The 24850-nt window shown below is 39.2% G+C and carries 24 protein-coding genes and 1 pseudogene; 17 read left to right on the top strand and 8 right to left on the bottom strand.

The window, feature by feature from the left end:
- Nucleotide 1 precedes the first annotated feature (1 nt).
- The 5 genes from CEF22_RS04385 (at nt 2) to CEF22_RS04405 (ending at nt 3621) form a co-directional block, all read left to right on the top strand.
- The gene (locus tag CEF22_RS04385) at nt 2-946 is read left to right on the top strand and encodes a cation diffusion facilitator family transporter (protein ID WP_100401923.1); all 945 of its coding nucleotides are present in this window, start codon (nt 2-4) and stop codon (nt 944-946) included.
- A gap of 129 nt (nt 947-1075) precedes the next feature.
- Nucleotides 1076-1687: a TetR/AcrR family transcriptional regulator gene (locus CEF22_RS04390; RefSeq protein WP_100401924.1), complete on the top strand. Its 612-nt coding sequence runs from the start codon at nt 1076-1078 to the stop codon at nt 1685-1687.
- Between the two features lie 37 nt (nt 1688-1724).
- Nucleotides 1725-2348 (top strand): DUF2306 domain-containing protein, encoded by a 624-nt coding sequence (locus tag CEF22_RS04395; RefSeq protein WP_100401925.1) that lies wholly within the window; start codon nt 1725-1727, stop codon nt 2346-2348.
- Nucleotides 2349-2533: 185 nt separating this feature from the next.
- The gene (locus tag CEF22_RS04400; protein ID WP_100403909.1) at nt 2534-2962 is read left to right on the top strand and encodes a MarR family winged helix-turn-helix transcriptional regulator; all 429 of its coding nucleotides are present in this window, start codon (nt 2534-2536) and stop codon (nt 2960-2962) included.
- 20 nt (nt 2963-2982) lie between these two features.
- Nucleotides 2983-3621 (top strand): nitroreductase family protein, encoded by a 639-nt coding sequence (locus CEF22_RS04405; RefSeq protein ID WP_100401926.1) that lies wholly within the window; start codon nt 2983-2985, stop codon nt 3619-3621.
- 633 nt (nt 3622-4254) lie between these two features.
- Here CEF22_RS04405 and CEF22_RS04415 read toward each other — a convergent pair.
- Genes CEF22_RS04415 through CEF22_RS04420 form a run of 3 tightly spaced genes read right to left on the bottom strand, consistent with a single transcriptional unit; the run spans nt 4255 to nt 5458 of the window.
- Nucleotides 4255-4557, bottom strand: coding sequence for a hypothetical protein (locus CEF22_RS04415; RefSeq protein WP_100401928.1), 303 nt, complete (start codon nt 4555-4557; stop codon nt 4255-4257).
- Nucleotides 4558-4572: 15 nt separating this feature from the next.
- A complete protein-coding gene (locus CEF22_RS18430; RefSeq protein WP_157843165.1) occupies nt 4573-4740 on the bottom strand; it encodes a hypothetical protein in 168 nt (55 codons plus the stop codon).
- Between the two features lie 10 nt (nt 4741-4750).
- Nucleotides 4751-5458 carry a FadR/GntR family transcriptional regulator gene (locus CEF22_RS04420; protein WP_100401929.1) on the bottom strand — a complete coding sequence of 236 codons (708 nt, stop codon included), beginning with the start codon at nt 5456-5458 and terminating at the stop codon, nt 4751-4753.
- A 155-nt stretch (nt 5459-5613) separates the two neighbouring features.
- On the opposite strand from CEF22_RS04420, the gene CEF22_RS04425 reads away from it, so the two are divergent.
- A complete protein-coding gene (locus CEF22_RS04425; protein WP_100403910.1) occupies nt 5614-6996 on the top strand; it encodes an FAD-binding oxidoreductase in 1383 nt (460 codons plus the stop codon).
- 11 nt (nt 6997-7007) lie between these two features.
- Nucleotides 7008-7979 carry a bile acid:sodium symporter family protein gene (locus tag CEF22_RS04430; protein ID WP_100401930.1) on the top strand — a complete coding sequence of 324 codons (972 nt, stop codon included), beginning with the start codon at nt 7008-7010 and terminating at the stop codon, nt 7977-7979.
- A 91-nt stretch (nt 7980-8070) separates the two neighbouring features.
- Here CEF22_RS04430 and CEF22_RS04435 read toward each other — a convergent pair whose 3' ends face one another.
- Together CEF22_RS04435 and CEF22_RS04440 are read right to left on the bottom strand one after the other, a co-directional pair.
- Nucleotides 8071-8325: a ferredoxin gene (locus CEF22_RS04435; RefSeq protein WP_100401931.1), complete on the bottom strand. Its 255-nt coding sequence runs from the start codon at nt 8323-8325 to the stop codon at nt 8071-8073.
- Between the two features lie 15 nt (nt 8326-8340).
- Nucleotides 8341-9366: an NAD(P)/FAD-dependent oxidoreductase gene (locus tag CEF22_RS04440; RefSeq protein ID WP_100401932.1), complete on the bottom strand. Its 1026-nt coding sequence runs from the start codon at nt 9364-9366 to the stop codon at nt 8341-8343.
- 274 nt (nt 9367-9640) lie between these two features.
- Here CEF22_RS04440 and CEF22_RS04445 point away from each other — a divergent pair, with 274 nt between their 5' ends.
- Nucleotides 9641-11014, top strand: coding sequence for a sigma-54 interaction domain-containing protein (locus tag CEF22_RS04445; protein ID WP_100401933.1), 1374 nt, complete (start codon nt 9641-9643; stop codon nt 11012-11014).
- Between the two features lie 61 nt (nt 11015-11075).
- Here the strand turns inward: CEF22_RS04445 and CEF22_RS04450 are convergent, their stop codons facing one another.
- The 3 genes from CEF22_RS04450 to CEF22_RS04460 all read right to left on the bottom strand — a co-directional run bounded on the left by CEF22_RS04450 (nt 11076) and on the right by CEF22_RS04460 (nt 16540).
- Nucleotides 11076-12641 carry a BCCT family transporter gene (locus CEF22_RS04450; RefSeq protein WP_100401934.1) on the bottom strand — a complete coding sequence of 522 codons (1566 nt, stop codon included), beginning with the start codon at nt 12639-12641 and terminating at the stop codon, nt 11076-11078.
- Between the two features lie 132 nt (nt 12642-12773).
- On the bottom strand, nt 12774-13817 hold the full coding sequence (locus CEF22_RS04455; protein ID WP_232726065.1) for an aromatic ring-hydroxylating oxygenase subunit alpha: 1044 nt from the start codon (nt 13815-13817) through the stop codon (nt 12774-12776).
- 317 nt (nt 13818-14134) lie between these two features.
- Nucleotides 14135-16540, bottom strand: coding sequence for an S-layer homology domain-containing protein (locus tag CEF22_RS04460; RefSeq protein ID WP_100401935.1), 2406 nt, complete (start codon nt 16538-16540; stop codon nt 14135-14137).
- Between the two features lie 225 nt (nt 16541-16765).
- On the opposite strand from CEF22_RS04460, the gene CEF22_RS18435 reads away from it, so the two are divergent.
- The 9 genes and pseudogenes from CEF22_RS18435 to CEF22_RS04495 all read left to right on the top strand — a co-directional run.
- Nucleotides 16766-16933: a hypothetical protein gene (locus tag CEF22_RS18435; protein ID WP_157843166.1), complete on the top strand. Its 168-nt coding sequence runs from the start codon at nt 16766-16768 to the stop codon at nt 16931-16933.
- A gap of 64 nt (nt 16934-16997) precedes the next feature.
- Nucleotides 16998-17135, top strand: a complete 138-nt coding sequence (locus tag CEF22_RS04465) for an acid-soluble spore protein N (RefSeq protein WP_094835923.1) — start codon at nt 16998-17000, stop codon at nt 17133-17135.
- A gap of 21 nt (nt 17136-17156) precedes the next feature.
- Nucleotides 17157-17414: a small acid-soluble spore protein Tlp gene (locus CEF22_RS04470; RefSeq protein WP_095478386.1), complete on the top strand. Its 258-nt coding sequence runs from the start codon at nt 17157-17159 to the stop codon at nt 17412-17414.
- Between the two features lie 311 nt (nt 17415-17725).
- Complete coding sequence (locus CEF22_RS04475) at nt 17726-18637, top strand: alpha/beta hydrolase (RefSeq protein ID WP_100401936.1); 912 nt, start codon at nt 17726-17728, stop codon at nt 18635-18637.
- Between the two features lie 81 nt (nt 18638-18718).
- Complete coding sequence (locus CEF22_RS04480; protein ID WP_100401937.1) at nt 18719-20494, top strand: carbon-nitrogen hydrolase family protein; 1776 nt, start codon at nt 18719-18721, stop codon at nt 20492-20494.
- Between the two features lie 125 nt (nt 20495-20619).
- Nucleotides 20620-22740, top strand: a complete 2121-nt coding sequence (locus CEF22_RS04485) for a PAS domain-containing sensor histidine kinase (RefSeq protein WP_100401938.1) — start codon at nt 20620-20622, stop codon at nt 22738-22740.
- 106 nt (nt 22741-22846) lie between these two features.
- Nucleotides 22847-23044: pseudogene (locus CEF22_RS19075) on the top strand (response regulator); the annotation flags it as partial.
- 36 nt (nt 23045-23080) lie between these two features.
- On the top strand, nt 23081-24082 hold the full coding sequence (locus CEF22_RS19080) for a sigma-54 interaction domain-containing protein (protein WP_442857393.1): 1002 nt from the start codon (nt 23081-23083) through the stop codon (nt 24080-24082).
- A 232-nt stretch (nt 24083-24314) separates the two neighbouring features.
- Nucleotides 24315-24850: DUF6282 family protein (locus CEF22_RS04495; RefSeq protein ID WP_232726066.1), on the top strand; the 536-nt coding region annotated here is incomplete at its 3' end.

The following is a 24850-nucleotide window of genomic DNA, read 5'->3' on the forward strand; positions in this document are numbered from 1 at the left end:
AATGGGACACCATCACCACCATCATCACGGGCATGACCATCATGGGCATCATCACCATCATCATTTTGAAGAAACGCGGGAAGGGAATAAAAAGGGCCTCATCATCGCTTTATTGATTACAGCAGGAATTATGCTGTTAGAGTTTTTCGGAGGGTTATTCACGAATAGTTTAGCGCTCCTATCAGATAGCGGTCATATGTTAAGCGATGCAAGCTCATTATTTTTAAGTTTAGTGGCGATATCGTTTGCGGCACGACCTGCTTCACCAACGAAAACGTATGGATTTTATCGTTTTGAAATTTTAGCGGCTTTATTAAATGGTGTGACGTTATTTGTGATTGCCGGATTTATCGTTGTCGAAGCTTATGATCGGTTTTTAGAGCCGCCAACTGTGGCGAGCGGAACGATGATGCTGATCGCATCCGTTGGTTTATTGGCGAACTTACTTAGTGCTTGGTCGCTGATGAGCAAGGGAGACGTGAAAAATAACGTTAATTTACGAAGTGCCTATTTACACGTGTTAGGAGATGCACTTGGGTCTGTCGGTGCGTTAGTGGCTGGTTTGTTAATGTTGCTATTCGATTGGTACATTGCTGATCCGATCATTTCCGTTTTGGTTGCTCTTCTTATTTTAAAAAGTGCTTGGGGCGTTATTAAGCATTCTGTTCATATTTTAATGGAAGGCACACCGATCACAGTTGACCAAGCAGCAGTGAAAAAGGAATTAGAAGCGATCGCTGGTGTCGTTGATGTTCACGATCTACACATTTGGACGATCACTTCCGGTTTAGATACGTTAACTTGCCACATTTTAATTGAAGACAACGCAGACAGCCAAGCCGTTTTACAGCAAGCAATTAATAAAATTCAAGACAAATTCAAGATCGAACATACAACGATTCAAATTGAAACATCTCAAATTGAGCATGGAGAGATGAAAGTATAACGAGTAACAGCCGCTTTTCCAATTAGGGAAGGCGGCTGTTTGCTCTTAGTAATTGACAGAATTTTAAATACATGATAAATTAACACCGTTAAGTTAACGCTGTTAATTTATCTTTGAGGAGGGATATGAGTGAAACGTAAGAGAGAATCCTCGGAAATAAAAAAGGAAATAATAGATGCCGCACGACAGTTATTTTTAGAAGAAGGATATCAGCATGTATCCATGAGAAAAATAGCGAGTAAGATTGGGTACACGCCCACCACCATTTATATTTACTTTAAAAATAAAGAAGAAATCTTGCTTCATTTGTTAGAAGAAGGATACAGTCTCTTTTATCATGAGTTAAAAATCGCGTATGATCATTCTTTTGATCAATCACATGAAATAAAGCTATTTAACATGTGTGAAGCCTATATATACTTCGGTTTGAAACAACCAGACTACTATAACATCATTTTTACGAAGAACTTGGAGACAAACACAAGTAGGATAGAAAATAGTAATAGATTTAACGGATTTCTATTGTTGAATACGGTTGTGAAAGGTTTTATTCAGGAAAATACTTTTATCGAAAACAGTCAGGAATTGGTACCATCCGATATGAATGTGAGTCATACAATTTGGGCGAGTTTACATGGTTTGACCTCGCTTTTAATCACATTTCCACAGTTTGATTGGGGAGAACAAAATCGGTTAATTCAATTTCATATTCGTACAATCATTCAGGGAATTAAAAACTAAAGGTGATTAGCAGGTTAAACATAGACGAGGGGAAATGATGATGAAGAAAACGGGGGTTATCCTCACTTTTTTAGCGATAGCAGTAGCTGGTTATTCGATTGTCCAATATTTTATTCTTGGTGTAGACCAAGCAGGATTAGTTCAAGTGAAGCTTATGTCTCTCTCTAAATTGAGTTCATTTTGGTACACTATGCTATCCGTACATGTGGCAACTAGTGCAGTAGCATTAGTCATTGGTCCTTTTACATTGTCCACAAAGTTTAGAGAGAAAAATATCAACCGCCATCGATGGCTAGGAAAAGTCTATATGCTCGGTATTTTATTGGGCGGTCTTTCAGGTCTTTATCTAGCATCTTATGCGACAGGAGGCTTAGTTGGGAAACTTGGTTTTGGTTTCTTATCAATATGTTGGTTGGTAACTGCTTATCAAGCACTTGTCAAAATTAAGGATAAGCACATTCTTGACCATCAAAAGTGGATGATCAGGAACTACTCTTTAACTTTTGCAGCGGTCACGTTGAGAATATGGCTGCCATTGTTTATGTTTCTATTTGGATTAGAGCGTTTCGAATTTAGTTATTCGATTATTGCTTGGTTAGCGTGGGTACCAAATTTAATCATTGCAGAATTATACATACAACGAAAGGTTAATGAAATCTAAGATTGAGCATAAGAAAATAAAGGTGTAACGAATGCGAGATTACCGTTTTTCCAATTAGGGAAAGTGGTAATTTTTTACTTTTAAGATAAAGTGGTTGCATTTCAACATACGTTCTAGTATATTAATTGATGTATCAACTATTGATGTATCAATTAATTTTTTCTAACTGGAAAGGACGGGATCAGTTGACGAATTTATGCATGAAGGAGTCGATGATTGTCTATAAATTGCATTTCCTCAATAATGAAATGAGCTCGAAATTTGAAGGGTGTACAGGGCTTAGTCAGTCAAAGCTTGAACTGTTGTACCAGCTATATCAAGTCGAGGAAATGAGTCAAAAAGAGCTTCAGCAACAAATCAATATTGACAATGCCGCTATTACAAGACATTTAAAGCAGCTAGAAGCGAACAACATGATTGCCAGGCGTAAAAATCCTACGGACCACCGGATCACGCTTGTTCATTTAACCGATCATGGTCGCGATGAAATCAGTACTTTTTTAAAGGAAAAAGAAAGATTTGTCTCTTTAGTGCTGAAAGATTTTACGGAAGAAGAAATTGATCAATTGTTTGCGATGTTGAATCGCATTGAAACAAATATTAACGACATTTAATAAAAAGGGAGTGCTCATCAATGATCACAACACAAAAAACAAATGACTTTACAGAAATTATGACAGGACGCCGTTCCATTCGTTACTACGATCCGTCCGTGAAAATTAGCAAAGAAGAAATGACGGAAATCTTAACAGAAGCGACGTTAGCACCATCTTCATTCAACATGCAACCATGGCGTTTCCTTGTCATTGAGAGCGAGGAAGGAAAAGCAAAAATGGCACCGCTTGCGATGTTCAATCAATCACAAGTAGAAACATCTTCAGCAGTAATTGCCTTATTCGGTGACTTAAACAACTTCGAAAATGCCGAAGAGATTTATGGAAAAACAGTGGAGCTTGGCTATATGCCGCAAGAAGTGAAGGACAGCCAAATGCCACAAATGACTGCTTACTACAATTCAGTGTCAAAAGAAGTCATGAAAGATGTCGTGTTAACAGACGGGGGACTAGTTGCAATGCAGTTAATGCTTGCTGCTCGTGCTCACGGATACGACACATGCCCAATCGGTGGCTTTGATAAAGCGAACATCGCTGAAGCATTTGGATTAGATAAAGACCGTTACGTTCCAGTAATGTTAATTTCAATTGGAAAAGCAGCAAATAGTGGTTACCCTTCTGTTCGCCTGCCAATCGAAAAAGTTGCACAGTGGAAATAAGAAAATAGAGAGCACCAGTCACATTTTGTGGCTGGTGTTTTGTTTTTGTACACATGGTAATTAAATAACTTTTATGGTATATTTACCAAAAAGAGGGGTTGTCTAAAAGATACATAATGAAAGATTATTATAGTCATAGAGGGTGAAGGTATTTGAATATAGATACGGATGCATTAATAATGTTTTTAATAATGTGGGGAATACCAACTTTCATGGTTGCTCGAGGGTATTTGAAAATGAGTGAGGAGGAACAGAAGGAGGCGATGACGGATGTGAAATCGCCACGCTTTATTTCTACCGTCGGCTTTAGTATTATCGGCGTTTTTTTGGCTACATTAGGAGGTTTGTTAAAGGTAGACGTTATGAAAATGAGCGGGCACATTTTCATAACGATTGGGATCATAGTGTCAATTGTTACAATGTGGAAAACTAGCAAATTACGAAGTATACTCCTCCTTCTTTTGCTTTTGGTGCTTTTTTTCATAACCTACTATCTATGATCGGTTACTCGTAAAGGGCTGTTCTTCTATGTATGAAGAATAGCCCTTGTTTGTCATCAGTTACAATGAAAGTAAGTATGAAAAATACCAATGAGAAAAAGTACACTTTTCTGATATTCAAAGTGAGCCTCGATTATCTCCATTTCAATAAATATCTAACGAGAAAAACCACGCCATTCACCGTTAAAAAAGAAGCAATGAAACCGCCTAGCTTGATTGAAGTTGGATTTTCTTGAGGTGCTGAAAAATTCATTTCACTAGGGTAAGATGGCGTATAACCAGATTGATCTTGTTCAATAAAAGGGAATGGTAGACCAAACGAAACACGGCTTAATTCCTCATGACTGTTCACTGTGAAAGAAGTGACGAGAGGCGAGATGAATACGAGAAGGTTTAAGGCGACAATAATAAAGACTAGTCTTTTTTCTTTCTTCATTGTTAACGTCTCTCCCTAATTAATATATTTATTGTTATTGAACCTGTTTTCCTTTTTCAGTTTACTAGACTCTTGACACATAGTGACGTACTCTTCAGAAGGCATATCATCTCCCCAAACATCATAGCCCATCATATATACTTCATTCATATCTTCATTTGTTGCTTCTCTAATGATTTTCATAAATTCACTTCTAAGTTAAAAGCGACTCCGCCAATTCTTTTCTAATTTGCGTAATATGCTTTTCCATCAGCTGTTTCGCTAATTCTCCTTCTCCGGCGACGATCGCCAAGTACATTTGTTTATGTTCATCAATCGTATCTTGCAGTCGTTCCGGGTCAGCGAGTCGTTGTCTTCGTGTCGCTCGGATTGTATCTTGCATATGCTCGCTCAGTGTTTGGACCAATTGTAAAAAGATTGAGTTATGAGAGGCACGAACGATGCTTAAATGGAAATGGAGATCAGCCTCTAATCCCAGTTCGACATCACTTTCAGCGACTTTCATTTTTTCGATGGCTTGGCGAATGTGTTCTAAGTCTTCGGAGGTGGCTCTTTGAGAAGCTAAAAAGGCACATTCTACTTCAAGCGCTCGGCGTAACTCTAACATTTCATAGACAAGTTTATTTTCCGCATGGACGATTGTTGTGGATAGTTCGTCGCCAAGTAGTTGAAATTCGGATGTTTTCATAAAACTTCCGCTGCCTTGTTTAATTTCAATAATTCCTTTTATCTCTAGCTTGCGTAACGCTTCTCTTACTGATGTTCGACTGACATTGAAGCGGCTAGCGAGCTCTCTTTCCGTGGGTAGTTTATCTCCCGGCTGTAATTGTTCTGTTAAAAAATATTCTTTTATTTGATCAACAATCACTTGATACGTTCTTTTCTTCGGCTGTAGAACCACGAAATCTCCTCCTTGCTCTTTATTTTAACTAATTTTAGGAAAAATTTTAATTATTGATTTTTTCAGATAATTTAGTACAATAGGGAAAAAGGTTGGACCAATTTTAATTTGGTTAGACCTTAAAAGGATTATATATGACGATGGAGGAAAAGCAAATGAATATAACGAAAGAATGGGTCACAGCTTTACGAGAGGCTCTTTCTGATCAACAAGTATCTATCAATGAAACGATTTTGGAACAGCATGGCAAAGACGAATCTTATCATGCGACAAGCCTTCCTGATGTCGTTGTGTTTCCGACGACGACAGAAGAAGTGAGTGCAGTTATGGAAATTGCGACGGAATATGAAGTGCCGGTCGTACCATTTGGAGTCGGTTCGAGTTTAGAAGGACATGTTATTCCGTATGAGCATGGGATCACGGTTGATTTCTCACAAATGAACAAAATTTTAGAAGTGAGAGCCGAAGATTTTCTCGTTCGTGTCCAGCCTGGTGTGACGCGTTCGCAATTGAATAAAGAACTAAAAAAACATGGGTTATTTTTCTCGGTTGATCCTGGAGCTGATGCCACCCTTGGAGGGATGGCTGCGACGAATGCGAGCGGAACGACTTCAGTAAAATATGGGGTGATGCGTGATCAAGTACGTGATTTAGAAGTCGTGTTAGCTGATGGTACGGTGATACATACTGGTAATTTAGCGGCGAAATCGTCATCGGGCTATCATTTAAATAGTCTATTTGTCGGCTCAGAAGGGACGTTAGGCTGCTTTACGGAACTAACGCTTCGTGTGTATGGAATTCCAGAATTTATTATGGCGGCGAGAGCTTCTTTTCCAACGGTCGATAATGCGGTCGGAGCGGTCGTTGGTATTTTGCAAGCAGGGATTCCAATTGCCCGAGTTGAGCTTGTAGATGAACAGTCGATGAAGCAAGCCAATCTTCATAGCGACACATCGTATAAGGAACAGCCGACATTATTTTTGGAGTTCCATGGCAATGAAGCGGGATTAAAGCAAGATGTAGAATTTATGAAGGAAATTGTGGAAGAGTTTCAATGTAAAGGAATCGATTTTGAAACGGATAATGCCGCTCGTGTACAGCTTTGGGAAGCGCGCCACAATTTAGCTTACGCCTATGTGCATGGCTATCCAGGTAGAAAGATGATGGTCACAGATGTGTGTGTGCCAATTTCTGAACTAGCTGGAGCGATTCATTATGCGAGAGAAGTGCTTGATCAGATGGAGCTGATTGGCGGGATTGTCGGTCACGTTGGAGATGGAAACTTCCATGTGTTGTTAATGATTGATATGAATAACGAGGAAGAGAAACAGAAAGCTGACGAATTAAATGAAAAAATCGTGATGTATGCGATTGAAAGAGGCGGTACTTGTACGGGGGAACACGGCGTTGGCGTCGGCAAACAGAAATACCAAGAGAAAGAGCATGGAAAGGCTTTACTTGTGATGGAAAAAATCAAACAAGCACTTGATCCGCTGACACTATTAAATCCAAATAAAATTTTGAAAGTGAAGCGATAAGAGGTGAGGGTATGAAAGCTTTAGAAGCTATCAGTAATGTCGCCGGAAAATATTTTGCTGTTTGGGTCATTTTGATTGCCTTAATTGCCTTTTTCATTCCGGCTCCTTTTCTTGTATTTAAGGGCTATATTACGATTTTATTAGGTATAGTGATGTTTGGTATGGGGCTCACGTTAAAGGCTATTGATTTTAAAATTGTGTTAACGAAGCCGTTGCCTGTCATCATCGGCGTATGCGCTCAATTTGTGATTATGCCACTCACGGCCTTTGCCATTGCTTACTTATTGAACTTGCCAGCAGAATTAGCAGCAGGACTTGTTTTATTAGGGTCTGTCCCAGGAGGAACCGCTTCAAATGTAATGGTGTATCTCGCTAAAGGAAATGTAGCTTTATCGATTGCGATGACATCTGTTTCTACGTTGTTGGCACCGATTGCGACGCCGTTTATTTTATTGTGGCTCGCTGGTCAGTGGATGCCGGTCGATACGATGGCGATGTTTATGTCGATTATTCAAGTAATCATTATTCCGATTGTGTTGGGTATTGTTGTGAGGAAGTTTGCTCCAAGTTTTGTCGATAAAAGCACCCACGTTATTCCATTAATTTCTGTTTTGGCGATTATTATCATCGTGTCGGCGGTTGTAGCCGGCAATGCAGCAACGATCGCGTCGGCTGGACTGATCATTTTCATTGCGGTTATGCTACATAACGCATTCGGTCTTATGCTCGGCTATATAACTGCTCGTTTACTTGGTCTTGATGAAAGTAATCGTCGTGCTATTTCTATCGAAGTCGGTATGCAAAACTCTGGTCTTGGGGTGGCCTTAGCTACTGCTCACTTCGGTCCACTAGCTGCTTTACCGAGTGTGGTCGGAGCGGTTTGGCATAATATTTCAGGTCCGATCTTGGCTACGTATTGGTCGAAAAAGCGAGTGAATACAGAGGTGGAAGTTCCAGTTCAGTTGGAGAAAACTAGAGCTTGAATAAAGACAACCGCCTTTTAAAAAAGGCGGTTGTCTTTCGTGTTTCAATCAGTTGGGGATGCAGAACCCCCCCACTGATTGAAGTTTCACTTTACATAGCTTCGTATTTCAGTGGGTTTCCTTGAAAGGGTTGATGAGCAATTTTGATCGATTCGGTTGGGCATCCTTCGCAAGCATCTTCTAAATCTGCTTGCAAATCTTCTGGTATTTCGATAGTTCCATGATTTTGATCGAGTCGTCCATAAGAAATTCCTTCCTCAGTGTAATCAAATAGGTCAGGAGCTGTAATTCCACATGCTCCGCAGGCAATGCAAGTATCTTGGTCAACAATGGTATATAAAGCCATATTATTCTCTCCTTTTTAAGATAGTGTACTCGCTGTTTTTGTTGGTTTTTCTCCCATCACACTTGTGCTGTGAAGTGGTTGCACTTTCGCCTTTGGATCGATGTATACTTTGGCGTTGCTGACAGCGGTAGGGGCCTCACCAAATCCGCTAGCGATTAGTTTTACTTTTCCCTCATAGGTACAAATATCTCCAGCTGCATAAATCCCTGCGATATTCGTTTCCATTTTGGAATTCACAACGATCGCATTTTTATCAATATGCAGACCCCAATTCTTAATAGGTCCAAGGGAAGAAACAAATCCATAAGTCACTAATACAGCATCAATATCTATAATTTGTTGTTCCTGGTCCTTCACATTTTCTACGATGACCTGCTGAATGGCTTGTTTCCCGATTAATTGTTTCGGTACAAAAGGGGTTAGCACTTCTACTTGAGATTGGTTTAAAAGCTCGACACTATGTTCATGGGCTCGAAATTGATCTCTGCGATGAACAAGCGTCACTTTCTCTGCAATCGGCTCAAGCATTAATGCCCAGTCCAAAGCGGAATCTCCACCGCCAAAGATGACAACTCTCTTGCCGGTGAATCGCTCCATATCTTTCACGAAATAATGCAGATTTTCTTGCTCATAGGCTTCTGTCTTTTCTAGCGGCAACTTACGTGGTTGAAAAGCTCCATTGCCGGCAGTAATAATGATCGTTTTTGAGTAATGCACTTCTTGATTCGTCGTTAATTTGAATACCCCATCTTCTTGCTTTTCAATGGAGTAAACAGCTTGTCCAAGACAGACGGTTACATCGAATGCATTCATCTGCTCAATTAATTGATCTACTAGTTGTTGTGCCGTTACTTTTGGAAATCCGGCTACATCATAAATATATTTTTCAGGATATAAAGTAGCTAGTTGTCCACCTAGCTGAGGGAGGCTTTCGATGATTTTGACGGATGCTTGCCGTAATCCTGCATAGAAGGCAGTAAATAACCCAACAGGTCCTCCTCCGATAATCGTAATATCAAATACTTGATTGTTTGATTCCATTTTATTCCCTCCAAATCAATATAAACAGAATATTTTGCATTTACAAAAAATGAAGAATCTACTACCATTAGGGAGAAGTAAAGCAACCTGTTAGTCATCTAGCTTCGGTAGAGTTTCTTTCTCACTACTTACTTCAATGCAACATTCATGCCGTAATAAGATGATGTAGCTTTCATATTAATTAGCGTTAACACAGTGAAAATAAAGTATTTATTGAGTGTAAAACACTCAAAGTGAGTTCATTTACACTCGATGTGACGAAGGGGGTTTTGTAATGTATTCCTTTTCTAGTCCTCTTGAAATGACAATGGAAACATTAATAAAAATATTAGATTATTCTTCTGATGAAATATTTGTCCTTGATGGGGATAGGCAGATTATTTATGTCAACAATGCTTGTGAAAAGCATTATGGATTGAAAAAGTCGGAGGTTTTAGGGCGATATAGTGTGGAGTTATTTGAAAAGGGCTATTGGAAACCTTCTATTGTTCCTGAAGTCTATGAAAAGAAAAAACCTTTATCGATCAAACAAACTACGAATATTGGTGCTGAACTTTTAACAACTGCTATCCCCATTTTAAATGATCAAGGGGAAATTGATTTAGTCGTGACTACCGCTAGAGAGCTACAGCATTATAAGCTGTTAAAAGCAAAAGAGGATGGCCATACGCAAATCTCTTTGTCTCATGATCCAAGTGAAGTGGGTGTGATTACTAACTGCGAAACGATGAAACAAATTTTGAAATTTGCTCAAAAAATTGCGGTTACGAATTCGACCATTTTGATTCATGGAGAGTCTGGTACAGGGAAAGGTGTGCTAGCGCATTTTATTCATGAAATTAGTAAAAGGAAAGAAGGACCATTTTTAACGATTAACTGTGCAGCTATTCCAGCCGACTTACTCGAGTCAGAATTATTTGGCTATACGTCAGGTTCGTTCACCGGGGCTAACCGTTCGGGGAAGATGGGATTGTTTGAAGTCGCTAACAATGGCACCCTATTTCTTGATGAAATTGGGGAAATGTCGTTAGCCTTGCAAGCTAAGTTACTTCAAGTGATTCAGGATAAGAAATTTATTCCAGTTGGAGGGCATAAAGAAAAAGAGGTGAACATTCGTATTATTGCGGCCACTAATCGCAATCTTATGGAAATGGTGCAAGAGAAGAAGTTTCGAGAAGATTTGTTTTATCGATTGAATGTGATTGATATTGAAATGCCACCTCTTCGGGAGCGTAAAGAAGATATTGTTCTACTTGCTTATCATTTTTTATATAAATTTAATCGAATGTATGATGTGAACAAGTTGATTTCACAAGAATGTTTAGATGTGCTGACCTATTATTCATGGCCCGGAAATATCAGGCAGCTGGAGAACCTAATAGAGAGATTAGTCATTACGAGTGAAGATGTGATTGATGTACACGATCTACCAGAAATTCTATACCAAAATGCGCAAGAATCGTCAGAGCGGGAGAAACCAGCCTCATTAACGGAAGCAATTGAACGAGTGAAAAAGGACATGATTCGCCAATCTTTTAAAATACATGGCAGTTCGCGGAAAGTAGCGAAAGATCTGCAAATTAGTCAAACTCATGCAGCTAAGTTAATTCGAACATATTGTCAAGATTTAAAAAAAGAGTGGTCCTAGCTGCTTTAATTGAATGAAAAAAAGACATGATTCCTAATAAGAGGCCCCATGTCTTTTTTGTTTAACTCGATTTCTTTTCATCTACATATTGATTTACAGAGGAAGTTTGAAAATCTCCCTTCACTTGTTCATCTTCCTTTAACCACTTATACAGGGAGATGGCTACTAAAATAAAGATAAAGAGGATAGGGAAGCCGGTAATGACAGATAGTGTTTGTAGGGCAGATAATCCACCACCATACATTAAAATAATGGCGACAGAACCGATCACTCCCGCCCAAAACAGTCGAATCCATCTTGTCGGTTCTTGGTTCTCAGTAGATGCTTTTGAGGACATAAAAGATAGTGTATAGGCAGCCGAGTCAATCGTTGTGGCTAAAAAGATAAAGGCAAGCACGATAAATACGGCTAATAATACAGTTGAACCTAGTGGCATGGATTTAATCATAGCAACGATGGCTACTGGTGCTCCTTCATTTGTTAATATATCCACGACTGGTACAATATTATTTAGTTCGAAATAAAGACTCGTGTTTCCGAATACGGTAAAAGCTAAGGCACAGCCTAATGTGCCTGCCACACACATAGCAGCAACGATTCCGCGGATCGTTCGTCCTTTAGAGATTCTAGTTGTAAACATCGCCATAAACGGTGCTAAGGCAAACCACCAGCCCCAGTAAAAAATTGTCCAGTCTTGGGCAAACGTTGAACCGCCGACGGCATCTGTGTATAAACTCATTCTGATAAAGTTTTGAATGAGCAATCCCATACTGTCAGTGAATTTTTCTACAATAAAAACCGTTGGACCAACGATGAAAAAGAAAGCAGCAAAGGCAAGGTAAATATAAATATTTATATCGCTTAACACTTTCAATCCTTTCTTTAATCCAAAATATAAGCTAGCGGAGAAAATCCCGGTCCATAAGACGATAATGATGATATCTAGTTGCAATGAACGTGGAATGCCAAACAGTTGTGAAATGGCCTCAGCTAACATGGGAGTGCCTAATCCAAGTGAAGTACCGACTCCACCAACAATTCCGAGCATGAACATGACGTCAATACACTTTCCTAGCCAGCCGTCCACTCGATCTCCTAAAACGCCACGACAGGCAGAACTCAAGCGTAAACTAGGTACTTTTTTGACATACAGCACGTAAGCTAAAGCGATGGTCGGTAAACAATAGATGGAAAAGCCGATAAAGCCCCAATGAAAAATGCCATATGTCGAAGCCCATTCTGCAGCTTCTGTACTCTCAGGTGAAATGCCAAAAGGGGGAGCAGTGAAATAATAGGACCACTCAATAAATCCCCAGTACAATAAGCTAGATCCTGCAGTGGAAGTAAAAATCATGGCTAACCAACTAGTTGTGGAAAATTCAGGTTTTTCTTTTGGGTTGCCTAATACAATTTTTCCATATTTACTCACTGCTAAGAAGATTAATCCGACAAAAATTAAAAAGGCAGCTAATAAATAAAGAGTGCCAAATTTTCCACTGATAAATGATAGAATACTACTTAAAAATTGATTTCCTTTTTCAGGATTTATTAAAACTGGCACAGTGAAAATACTAATGACAGCTAGGGCAGCGAAAAAAATTCCCCGATCTACCTTTGTTTGTTCCATACAATCCCTCCTGTTTTGTTTGAAGTTAGAAAATTCAGTTTTTTTCAAAAGGAGCTTGCTGTTATTTTACTTCAAAATCCCACTTGAAACAGTGATGAAAAATGTTTTAAGCAGGATTTTGAAGCGTTTACATTACGGGCTAGGAGTCATCGCTTCTTTAATACGATTATGGAAATGCTTTAAGCCATTCTCACTCGGAGAATAAATTCCGTGACTAAAAGCTTGTGTATGCAAGCCTGATTGCAACAATTCAACAAGCTCAAAATCCTCTTTTCGAACTTGGTCTACAAACTTGATTAGCTCTTCCTGTTCTTCTGAAATTTCATTCGTTTGAAAATAATAGTTATAGATGGCTAACGATTGATTTGGAGAAATAGGAATAATTTGACTTGTGGTCATATTTCCTTCATCACCTGGATAAAGACTGATCATCAAATTAGGCCAGATCCAATAAAATCGAGCGGGAGCTGCACTATCTCTTTTTGTAAGCTTCGAATATTGACAAGTATAGTTCTCGTGCGTATCAATATGATAATTTTTCATATCGAATGTTTTTGAAAAGGCAGGATGAGCAATTTGACAATGGTCACATTCTAAATAATTATCAATGATCGCTTTCCAATTGGCTTGGATCAGTTTTTTTGTTGTTCTTACTTGCTTCAACGATTCAAAAAAAGGATATATATCTAAATTTTCTGTTAATTCTTCGTAAGAATCAGCTAGAGGCTTTGCGTTAGGATCTAAGTTGATAAAGATTAGCGAGCGATAAATTTCTAATTGAATAGGTGTCAAACAACTATGTGCACCTAAATCATTCGTTTGAAAATTAGGAGCTTTATTCAATGTGCCATCTAAATGGAAAGTCCACCCATGATAAGAACACATAAATACTTTTTTATTACCTTTTTCAGTTCGTTCGACCTTTGTCCCACGATGAGGACAAATATTATAAAATGCCTTAAGATTATTTTCTTTCTCTTTCGTAATAATAATTGATTCTCCACCAATTTCAAAGGTGAAAAAATCGCCTACTCGTTCTACTTGACTAGTATGACCAACGAATATCCAGCTTTTTAAGAAGATTTGTTTCCTTTCTTTTTCAAACACTTCAGGATCCACATAATCATTGTAAGGAAGCGTGTAATTCAATTCTTCTATACATTCTTTCATTTCCATAATAAATGCCCCTCCTTAGAAATAATCTATATAATTCATTCACAAATTATAAATGCAACAATTATGCCAAGAGAGGATCTTTCCTAAATAACCATCCCATTAGGGGTTGTTAGCGCATTTTTTTAGAAAAGGTGAGTTCTATTCAACTCACCTGAGCATGTTTAAACTATATTCATTGTGAAATTAGAAAGATGAAAATGGAGAACATATGCTACTTTGAATTTCTGAACGTTTGATAAGCATTTTTATTCTTTTATTCTGTATAAAAGAAAAAGCGGGTGACTTTTGATGAAAAGTCACCCGCTTGCTTTGGTTTATTATTTTTGTAGCATTAAGCTAACCATTTTCGCTGCTTGAGCGCGTGTAAGTGATTGTTTCGGTTGGAATGTTCCGTTAGGGTATCCAGAGATGAAACCATGGTCTACGCTTGCTGCAACGGATGCTTGATACTCTTTGCTAATTTGATCGGCATCTTTAAAGTTTTTCTTGGAGCTTTTGATCATTGTGTCAGAGTGAACTTCGTAAGCTTTCATTAACATCCAAGCAGCTTCTTCGCGGCTTAGTACGGCATTTTTGTTCGTTTTCAATAAGCCTTTTTCCATGGCTGCTTTTACTTCGTCTGTTCCAGATAGGTCAAGTGAACGAGCTAAAATAGCAGCAAATTGATAGCGTGTTAGCTTAGCTCCAGGTGCGAACTTCTCTTGTGTTGTACCGTTTAAAATGCTTTTGCCATACAGGTCAGCAATATACGTATGTGCCCAATAGTTAGCAGGGACATCTTTAAACGGCATAGGCGCTAGCGCTTTAGCTGTTGGTAGTCCATGAATGTAACCAACCGCTCCAGTTTTTAAAATGCCATAAGGTGACTCTTCCATTGCTTTCACTAGCTGGTCTTTGTCAACAGCAGTGATGGCACGATCTGCGACTTCATCACCTGGATGTTGGAAGTTACTCATAATGTAAGAGAAGCCGTTGCGGTCATCTGCAAATTGTAAGCCTGTCGCTTCAGCACCTGCTGGAACGGATAGAATACGGCTTAATTGTTTCGTATCTAGCTCATATGCCCAAACAAAGTTGTTCGTATGCATACCGCTGTCTTCTCCGATAAATACTGTACGAAGCTCTTCAGAGTAGCTTAAGTTATCAGGGTTCGCTACTTTGTCCACGTTTGCTGTGTTTCCGTATGCATCTGGTGTTTTTAAGTCTTCCCCGATCACTAGTCCGTTCATAGATGTTGCTACGTAAGAGCTGTTGATCGCTGCGCCACTTTGATCTTTTTGTCCTGATGTTAAAGACAATTCATATGTCGCACCGGATTTCATTTTTGGAAGTTGCATATGGTCAGTTGGGTCTGCACCTTTTGCGTCTTTCTCCATTCCTTTGCTTTGGTCAGCAATCGCCATGTATACTTTTTTATCTGCTGCGTTCAGTGCTAGACCTTCCATTTTATTGAATTCAGATGTAGCACCTAGCATAGCGCCGTAACGTCTTGATTCAAGGAAAGCGGCTGCTTTTTCCATACCTGGTTTCACTTTTAAGTGCTCTACACGATCGTAATCTCCGCCACCTGAAGCGTATTGCTTAATCGTTGTGAACCCTTCTTTCGGTGTATCAGATGTTTCGAAAATATCGCTGAATTTCAAGTTTTGATCAACAAGTGCTTCCACTTCATCATCTGTCGAATGACCAAGCTCGATCCATTCTAAGTCTCCAGAACCGCCATTGCTTGTTCCTGTTTGATCAAATTTAGCTGCATATAACGTACCGGCAGATAAATCTTTTTCTTTATCCGCTACGTACATAAATAGCATTGTATAATCGCCGTCATCACCGAAATAAGCCGTACGGTTATCTGGCATCATTAACATGATTTCATTTGAACGACGACCGACGCTGTAATGCTTCACAGCTTTCGACTCGCCCTTTTTATCAACGATGACTTCTGGAATAAAGCCGTATTGATAAGGGTTGGCATGTTTATCATCGCCGAAATAAAGCTTCGTGAATTCGCGTGTATTTGTTTTATCTGTACGTTGATCCGCAGGCATTGCTTCTTCCAATTCAAATTGACGAGCATCTGGTTCGTATTCTTCTGAACCAAGATGTGTATTCCATGGCGTTAATGAACCGTTACATGGCACCCAAAGACCGTCTGCGTCAGCAAAATCAACTTTGTCTGCTTCCATCACTTTCAGTTCGCCTGTTTTCTTGTTTTGGTATAGCTTTGTTAATGTCATAGAGGCAGGCACTCGTCTCCATGCACCGTTTCCAGCTTGGTCTTGAGAAGCATACTCTAAGTGAGAAACAAGGTACATTTGCCCGTTAATTGGACGTAATAAGCTGTTAGCATCCGGCGCATCGGACATGTAATGAACAGCTTGCCCTGTTGAGCTCATATCAGTAATCGGCTTTCCATTTACATCAATCGGTGTACCAGCAGCGAATCTATCGCCATTTTCACCAATCAGTTCATCTTCTGTTTTGTATAATTCTTTGTATGATAGTGGGAACGATTTTGATGTTCCATTTGTATATGTAACTTTTAATGAAGCGTTTGAATAGACACTTACCATTTCATCAATTGTTTTCGGTGCTTCCATTCCTGTGAATGACATGCTTTTAATCGCTGCTTGTGGTGCTGGTGCAGCTTCTGCGGGAGTGACAGCTGGAGCAGCAAGTGTTGCAGTGACAGCAGTGGCCATCAATAATTGTGCTTTTTTCATTTTCAATCATCCTCCTGAATAATCATATGTATATTTAAAAAAATAGCATTCAATTATTAAGGGTATATATATAAGTTGTAAATAATGTTAAGAAGCTATTAAAGAATTGTATTTTATGTATAAAAGGTTTCTGGAGTTGCAATATTCAATTGACAATCGATATCATTCTGTTTACAATTTAGTTAATAATGAAAATCATTATTGATTAGGGAGGTGGTGGCTCGATTGAAAAAAGTTATAGCATTCATGTGTATCTCCTTCGTCGTTGGACTCTGTTATTATGACATTATGACTGAAAATTTTTATGGCAATCGAGCCACTAGTACAATTGTATTGACTGTTGCATTCATGCTTCCAATGATCAAGATGATCGAAAAGAAACGAGCTTCCTAATCAAGGGAGCTTTTTTTCATATCTCCGAGCCAAACGGGCATATTAGTGGTAGGAGGTGATTCGTGTGGGCAATCCGAAAAGAAACAGCAAAGATTTCGCACCGAACCAACTAGGCACACAGCAAAAGGCAGCCGGCGGAAATAAAGGACAAAAGATGCAAGATAAATCTGGAAAACAGCCAGATGTTATCAATGGATCATGATACTTACTTGGAGGGAATTCGATGAGCCACTCAAATGAGCATCAAATGAAAAAAAATACAGCCCAAAATATCGCCGCAGCGAACGAGCATGCAACGAAAGTCGCCAAGATGGAACAAATGGTTAATAACACGATGGACAATATCCACGAGGCGAATGAGTCACTCGATCATGCGGAAAGTGCGGCACAAATTGAGAAAATTAAAGCGAATAATGAAAAGCGACAAGAAAGTATCGAAGGATTTAAGCGAGAGATTGAAGAAGAGCGGTCATTTTTGTAAACTTAAGACCGTCTAAAAGGGGCTGACTCCTAAACAGATATCTAAATAAAGAGGGTGTTTATCCTCTTTTGATGCTAGATATTGTTGTTTGGGGTCAGTCTTTTTGCTTTTGAGACGAACTTTTAAACATCACGGTTTAATTGTCAAAATATTGAGATGTTTCGTTAAATTTTTTGTACAAATTTTAGTGCATTTCTATGCTTTACATAGTTCAAGAACCTTTTTTCTTTATATATAGCAGAATATTTTAATTGGCATGATGTTTGCAATATATAGGATGAATTCTATTTTATATATTGGAGGAGAACAATATGATTGAGCGCCAAATCCATTTTTATAGTGAAGGGTATAAATTAGAAGGGACATTATATCTTCCGGATGATTACAAAGAAGGTGAGAAGCGCCCAGCTATTATTCCGAACTCTGGCTATCAAGGGTTTAATGAATTTTATCCTAAATTATTTGCAAGAAACTTAACCGAAGCAGGGTATGTTTGTTTAGGCTTTGACTACCGAAGCTTTGCTAAAAGTGAAGGGGAAGAAGGGCGCGTTATTTTAAATGAGCAGGTAGAAGATATTGAAAATGCGATCACTTTCCTTTCTATTCAGGAAGAAGTGGACCCTGAAAGAATTGGATTAATCGGCTGGGGTATGGGTGGTTCCAACGTTGTCCGCGTTGCCGGAAGAGATAAGCGTGTGAAGGCGGTTGCTGCGCTAAATGGTTTTTATCACGGAGAAAGATGGTTGCGATCCATTCATTCCTATGTTGAATGGAATGAGATTTTGGAAGCGGTGAAAGAAGATCGAAAACAGCGTGTCTTAACAGGAAAATCACAGCTTGCTGATACATTTATTCATTATCCTCTAGATCCAGCAACAGCTGATTATGTTGATAAAGAGCTTGCGATCTTATCGCCATTTGGAAAACAAACGGTGCTTCAATTTACAGACTCTATTATCGGCATGAACGCAGAAAAAGAAGTGAAAGATGTGACGGTTCCGCTCTTTATTGGGCATGGAAAAGACAATTTACTCCATCCATTTGATGAATCATTTGAATTATATAAAGCAGCGAATGAACCGAAACAACTTTATGTGATTGATGGGAAACATAATGATTTTATGTACCATGAACATGAAGTTTTCCAAGAGCTGATTTCTCAGTTAATAACATTTTTTGACGCGAATTTAGCAAAGCAGGAAGACGCATCCTTAGCTATGTAAACCTAGAAGACGCATCATTATAAAACAGGTGGTAAGCCATTTACCATCTGTTTTCACTATTTTCTAAAGGGAGTAATGACGATGGTGAATAAGCAACCTTTTACAGTAGCAAGCATTGAATTTAACCCTCGCTTAAACAATTTAGATGATAATATTCGGGAATTAATGAAGTCAGTTACTGAAGCGGCGGAAAATGGGGCCAAGTTAATTGTGACACCAGAAATGGCTACGACAGGCTATCATTATGAAAGCCCCCAGGCCATAAAGGATTTTGTTGATACGATTCCCGGGAAAACAACCGTTGCTTTTGAAGAGATCGCTAGGCGCTATCACACACACATTGTGATAGGAATGGCAGAAGTAGATGAAGAGGATCAGCTTTATTATAATTCAGCAGCGCTTGTTGGTCCGGATGGTTATATTGGGAAATATCGTAAAATGCATTTGTGGGCGGCGGAAGAAAATTGGGCTAGTTGGGGAAACATAGGTGTTCCGGTATACGAAACGGCGATAGGAAAAGTCGCCATGATCATTTGTATGGATTCAACTTATTTTGAATCTGCAAGAATAGCGGCTGTGAACGGAGCTGACATCCTTTGCTTTCCTACAAACTCAACAGGCGGTTCTTTATCGATGCTTCAATCTTGGGCAGAGATGAATGGTATGTATGTTATTGGTGCTAATCGTTCCAATACAGAAAAAGATTATCATATGATCGGTGCAAGTGCTATTTGGTCGCCAACAGGAGAGAAACTTGCAGAAACGCCGTACGTTGAACAAGAAGAGGCTCGGAAAGAAGCGAACATTTTATATGCAGAAGTTCATCCGCTTCAATACGATAATGCTGCAAAGAGAAGACTTCAAAAGCGGAGACCGGGTATTTATCGTGACTTAATGCTATACACTGGTCCTTGGAACGATCGCGCGCAATATTTCCTAAATGAGGAGAATCAAGGAGGAAAAAAATGTTCTATGGCTTTATTGCAGTATGAGCCTGAGATAGGGGATCGAAAGACCAATCTTGAAATGATAAAAGCGCTTCTTCATGAGGCTACTAAGAAGGCAAGGCAAGAGAAAAGTGAGTTATCATTAGTTGTTTGTCCGGAGCTGTCTTTAAGCGGGCCGGTCGATTCTATAGATGTGAAAACAATTAAGCAGCTTGGTGAAACAGTTGAAGACGAGACAGTGGAGGAGATGAAGAAACTAGCAAGACAATACTCGATTCATCTTGTGTTTGGCATGATCGAGAGAGACAGACATCTTTTATATAATACGGTGTTTCTGTTTACACCTACTGGTGAAATGGCTACAAAGGCGCGTAAAATTCATTTAACAGAATCAGATGAACGCTGGGCAACTCCAGGTGAAGAAGTAGTTGTTACGGATATAAAAGGATTAGGACGTGTTGGTCTCATGGTGGGGTATGATGCAGCCTTTCCCGAAATAGCAGGGGGAATGGCAGTTAAGCAGGCAAATATGATGATCATTCCATCTAGCTGGTATGGTGAATACGGTGAAAACTTATCTCTTCATGCTAAAATGATGGAAAATAAATTTCCAGTCAACTCCATGACGACATGGGATGCGACAGCGAGATTTTCACAAGCAATTACCATGGTTGCCAACTTTATTGGTACGGAGCATAAGTATAAAGGCGGAAGTGCCATCTATACGCTTGATCCGCTTTATGGCGGTGCGAAGCCAGTGGTAGCTTCTAGTGATAAGGAAGAAGCGTTTGTTGCCATGATTCCACAGATGCCAAGCGATTGGTGGTTTGATCAGCGTAAACTACTGTTATCGCGAAGAGCAGATTATTATCGCCCTCTTGTAATGAATCAGAATCTAGTTGAAAAATAATAAAAAATTTCAATGGTCTTAAAGGGAATTTGTCGATACGTATCGAATGTTAAAAGTTACTTTATTCTGTATTCCGAATAAAGTAACTTTTTTTACATTTCTATCATATAATTGGAGTCTTGCTTATGAAATTATTTCAATCAAAACTCACGAAACGCTATGTAGTCATTGTGTCGGTCGTTGTATTGTTTGTGCTGACATTGCTGTATATAATCGCCGACAACGTGATGAGTAAGTCTGTACGTCTGCAAATTGAATACCGAGATGAGTTGATTACGAAAGCGTTAGCCACGCAAATGGAGAGTGTACTTCAGAATGCAGTTTCGGATATGCGGCAAGTTTCACCTATTGTTGATTCATCGGATAATAGCAGTAAGCATTTCTACCAAACGGAAATTGAAAAGGTGATTTCGCAAGATCCACTTTATTTATTTGTTGAAGTATATAGACAAAATGAAAAGCAAATGCGCATACCCGATATTCCGTTTTCTGGATCTATAAAAATTGATCCCGTTTTAGAGCGATTATCATGGAGTAAAACAAATTATGTTTCTAACATGATGGAGCTTCCGGACGGTCGCAAAACGATGGCGATTGCCTATCCATGGCTAGATGAACAAGGAAATTTTAGAGGAGCAGTAGTTGGCTATTTGAATTTAAATATTCTATCTGACTACCTTCAGAAGTTTGTGATTGGCAAAGACGGAGTAAATGCTGTGATTGATAGAAATGGCATGATCATCGCGCACACAAACAAAGATTTTATCGGGTCCTCCTTACAATCTCATGAAGTTGGTGTTCGGCTAGAGAAAGGGAGATTCGGTTTATGGGAAGGGAACCTTTTTAATGAGGAAATGATTGTTTCATACAAACCTGTTTATTTGGGTAATATTGGGCTTATTGTGGGTGAACCGACGAAACAAGCGTTATCACCTGTGCGATCCGTTACTCTTTTGCTTATTCAAGGCTTTATCATCGTAGTGTTGATCGCGATGGGGCTTGCTGTATTTAGCGCATCAACAGTCGTTCATCCAATTATGTTGCTTATTAAACAAGTGCAAGAATATAAAGAAGGGAAGCGCAAAAAATTTGATATTTTGGAAACGGATGATGAGATAGAAGATCTTTCACTCGTTTTATCAGAGATGGCGACAGAGTTGCGTGAAAAAGAACGACACTTATTTTATATTTTAGAATCCATCCCGTACGGCGTGATTACGACCGATCATGATGGTCGGATTAGGACATTTAATAAGGGGGCTGAAAAGCTAATGCTTTATAGCCGCGAGGAAGTGATGGGGAAGCTGATTTTTGATTTGCCAATTAAACATGATATCCAAGAGTTTGTTATTTTGAAAACCTTGCAAAAAGGAAAATCTTTTGATGAGGTGGAAAGTTATATTGTCGATAAAGAAAAGCAAATACACGATGTCCGTATTTATGCATCACTGTTTAAAGGTGAGAAGAATGAACATATAGGCTCTCTTCTTGTGATTCGCGATGTGAGTGAGCTGAAGAAACTTGAAGGATATTTAAAACAAAGTGAACGCCTTGCGTCACTTGGGCAACTGACGGCAGGGATCGCCCATGAAATCAAAAATCCATTAAGTATTATCCAAGCTGCAGCTGAAACGATACGTCTTCAAGTAGATGATGAACTTGAAGAACAGGAAGTGATTGATGAATTGACGAATGATATTTTAGTGTCATCGGACCGAATGAATAAGCTGTTAACAGACTTTTTAAAACTTGCCAAAAATGATCAGGATCGCGATGATTTAACAACGGATGTAATTCCGATTATGGACGAATTGCTGAAACTGCTTAGGAGAAAGTTCAGCGACTCTGACATAGAAGTGACAACTAACTATCAAACGGTTCAAGCACATGTGCGAGGAGATAGACACAAACTGACTCAAATATTATTAAATATTTTATTAAACAGCCTGCAGGCGATGGAAGACGGTGGCAAAATCCATTTAAAATTAACTGATGATTGCGATTATTGGAAAATTTCTGTGTCGGATACTGGGAAAGGGATTCCACAAGCAAAGTTAAAATGGATATTTAATCCGTTTTATTCAACAAAACCAGAAGGAACAGGTTTAGGTTTATCGATTGCTCATGAAATCGTGATGCAGTATGGAGGGAATATTTGGGCGGAAAGTGTGGAAGGAGAAGGGGCAACCGTCTATGTGCAATTGCAGAAGGGGGAAACAGATGAAAAAGAGCATACTGTTTGTTGATGATGAGATTCGGCTTTTACGTTCTTTATCACTATCATTCCGTAAGAAGGGGTATGACGTCGTTTTGGCTACTAGTGGCCAAGAAGCGTGAAAGAAAGTAAAAGAACATGATGTTGATCTTGTCTTTCTAGACTTAAACCTTCCTGATGCGAATGGTTTAGAGCTTTTGGAAGAATTTATTTCGCTTTTTCCTCAAAAAGTCTTTATGATCATGACTGCTTATGGCGATGTCGAAAGTGCCGTTTCGGCGATGAAAGCAGGAGCGTTTGATTATGTGGTCAAGCCCGCGAAATTAGATGAAATTGAACTGATTATTAACAAAGCGTACAGCTGGATTGGGATGAAAAAGGAAAATATTCATTTGAAAGAACAAATAAAGCAAATGGGCTCCCCTGCAGGCTTTATTAGCTTAAGCCCGAAAATGAAAGAAATCTATGAATTAGTTGAACGTGTTTCGGCAACGGATGCCACCATTCTTCTTCACGGAGAAAGCGGAACAGGCAAAAGCATGATTGCCCGGATGATTCATAATTTAAGTGATCGCAAGGAATGGCCATTTATTGCCGTCAACTGTGCAGCCATACCTGAGCAATTATTAGAAAGTGAACTTTTTGGTTATGAGAAAGGAGCTTTTACAGGGGCGACGGCAAGCCGCGGAGGGAAGTTTGAAGCAGCGCATAAAGGAACGATTTTTTTAGACGAAATTGGGGAAGTGAGCATCCAGTTTCAAGCGAAGTTGCTTCAAGCCATCCAAGAAAAAACATTTATGAGGCTCGGGAGCAATGAATTAAAACAAGTAGATGTCCGAATCATTACTGCGACCAATCGAAATTTAAAGCAGATGGTGAATGAAGGAAGCTTTCGTGAAGACTTGTATTATCGCTTAAATATTATTGATATCCATATTCCACCGTTACGCCAGCGAAAAGACGATATCCCACTTCTTGTTGAACAGTTTTTAGAAAATCACTACACAAAGATGAAAAAAAATTATAAGGTATCTCCCCAGCTTATGAATATATTGATAAGCTACGAGTGGCCTGGTAATGTTCGTGAGCTACAAAATGCAGTGGAGCGTGCGGTCGTACTATGTAAAGATGAGATATTGTCTATCAATGATTTTCCCCGTGAAATTCAATCTTTCAAACTAGAGGAAGCCCATTCGGACTCCCTTTTATTTGATAAAACAAAAACCCTTCCAGAGCAGTTAGAGGAAATCGAGCGGCAGCTTATTTTAACCGCAATTGAAGATCAACATGGACAGATTGCAGCGGCAGCTCGCCAACTTGGCATCTCGAGACAGCGACTCTTTTACAAATTAAACAAGCACCTTGAACAATAAACGGGGCTGACTTCCAACTGGCGATCTACATAGATCGCGTGGATTGGAGTCAGCCTTATTTACTTTATTCCGTATTATTCGATAATTGTCAAAATTATTTTACAATTAGAAAAGATGTTTGACAAATTTTTAAAAAAACGCAGCTAATTCATCCAAAAAGCCTTCTTATGGCTGGCATCATTCTTGCAATGTATTAAAAAAAAGAAGTCGAGCTGAAAAAGGAGATTGAGCAATGAACTTTCATCCATTATTAGAAGGTGCGATTGAACTGCATTGTCATAGTTATCCAAGTATATTTGCAAGAAAACAAACGGATTGGGAGCTTGTTGAAGATGTGAAGAAAGCGAAGATGGCTGGTGTCGTACTGAAGGCGCACGAGGCATCCACTGTGGATCGAGCGACGCTAATTCGCTTAAAAGAACCGGAGCTACATGTATACGGAGGTCTTGTGTTAAATGAGTTTACAGGAGGATTATCACCAAGGGCTGTTGACGCAGCTATTAGGCAAGGAGCCAAAATGATTTGGATGCCAACTATTTCAGCCAATCAGCATTGTTGTGAGTTCGCCAAAAAACAAACACGTTTGTTTAGTAGTGCAAGTCCACTTCCAAATGAAGAAGGATTGAAGATTTGGAATGAAAACAGGCAAATCAAACAAGAGGTTCATGAGATTTTAGCTTTGATAGGTGAGGCGGATATTGCCCTGGCGACAGGACATTTATCTGCTGAAGAAGTGGCTGTTCTCGTTGATGCGGCCAAAGAACATCG

Origin of the sequence: Bacillus sp. FJAT-42315, assembly GCF_002797375.1 — a bacterium.
Lineage (GTDB): Bacteria > Bacillota > Bacilli > Bacillales > Domibacillaceae > Bacillus_CE.

Bases quoted from the DNA above. Each gene is read 5' to 3' on its own strand.
- CEF22_RS04385 (WP_100401923.1), top strand. From the start codon at position 2: ATGGGACACCATCACCACCATCATCACGGGCATGACCATCATGGGCAT.
- CEF22_RS04395 (WP_100401925.1), top strand. From the start codon at position 1,725: ATGATGAAGAAAACGGGGGTTATCCTCACTTTTTTAGCGATAGCAGTA.
- CEF22_RS04405 (WP_100401926.1), top strand. From the start codon at position 2,983: ATGATCACAACACAAAAAACAAATGACTTTACAGAAATTATGACAGGA.
- CEF22_RS04415 (WP_100401928.1), bottom strand. From the start codon at position 4,557: ATGAAGAAAGAAAAAAGACTAGTCTTTATTATTGTCGCCTTAAACCTT.
- CEF22_RS18430 (WP_157843165.1), bottom strand. From the start codon at position 4,740: ATGAAAATCATTAGAGAAGCAACAAATGAAGATATGAATGAAGTATAT.
- CEF22_RS04425 (WP_100403910.1), top strand. From the start codon at position 5,614: ATGAATATAACGAAAGAATGGGTCACAGCTTTACGAGAGGCTCTTTCT.
- CEF22_RS04430 (WP_100401930.1), top strand. From the start codon at position 7,008: ATGAAAGCTTTAGAAGCTATCAGTAATGTCGCCGGAAAATATTTTGCT.
- CEF22_RS04435 (WP_100401931.1), bottom strand. From the start codon at position 8,325: ATGGCTTTATATACCATTGTTGACCAAGATACTTGCATTGCCTGCGGA.
- CEF22_RS04440 (WP_100401932.1), bottom strand. From the start codon at position 9,366: ATGGAATCAAACAATCAAGTATTTGATATTACGATTATCGGAGGAGGA.
- CEF22_RS04445 (WP_100401933.1), top strand. From the start codon at position 9,641: ATGTATTCCTTTTCTAGTCCTCTTGAAATGACAATGGAAACATTAATA.
- CEF22_RS04450 (WP_100401934.1), bottom strand. From the start codon at position 12,641: ATGGAACAAACAAAGGTAGATCGGGGAATTTTTTTCGCTGCCCTAGCT.
- CEF22_RS04455 (WP_232726065.1), bottom strand. From the start codon at position 13,817: ATGGAAATGAAAGAATGTATAGAAGAATTGAATTACACGCTTCCTTAC.
- CEF22_RS04460 (WP_100401935.1), bottom strand. From the start codon at position 16,540: ATGAAAAAAGCACAATTATTGATGGCCACTGCTGTCACTGCAACACTT.
- CEF22_RS04470 (WP_095478386.1), top strand. From the start codon at position 17,157: ATGAGCCACTCAAATGAGCATCAAATGAAAAAAAATACAGCCCAAAAT.
- CEF22_RS04475 (WP_100401936.1), top strand. From the start codon at position 17,726: ATGATTGAGCGCCAAATCCATTTTTATAGTGAAGGGTATAAATTAGAA.
- CEF22_RS04480 (WP_100401937.1), top strand. From the start codon at position 18,719: ATGGTGAATAAGCAACCTTTTACAGTAGCAAGCATTGAATTTAACCCT.
- CEF22_RS04485 (WP_100401938.1), top strand. From the start codon at position 20,620: ATGAAATTATTTCAATCAAAACTCACGAAACGCTATGTAGTCATTGTG.
- CEF22_RS19080 (WP_442857393.1), top strand. From the start codon at position 23,081: ATGAAAAAGGAAAATATTCATTTGAAAGAACAAATAAAGCAAATGGGC.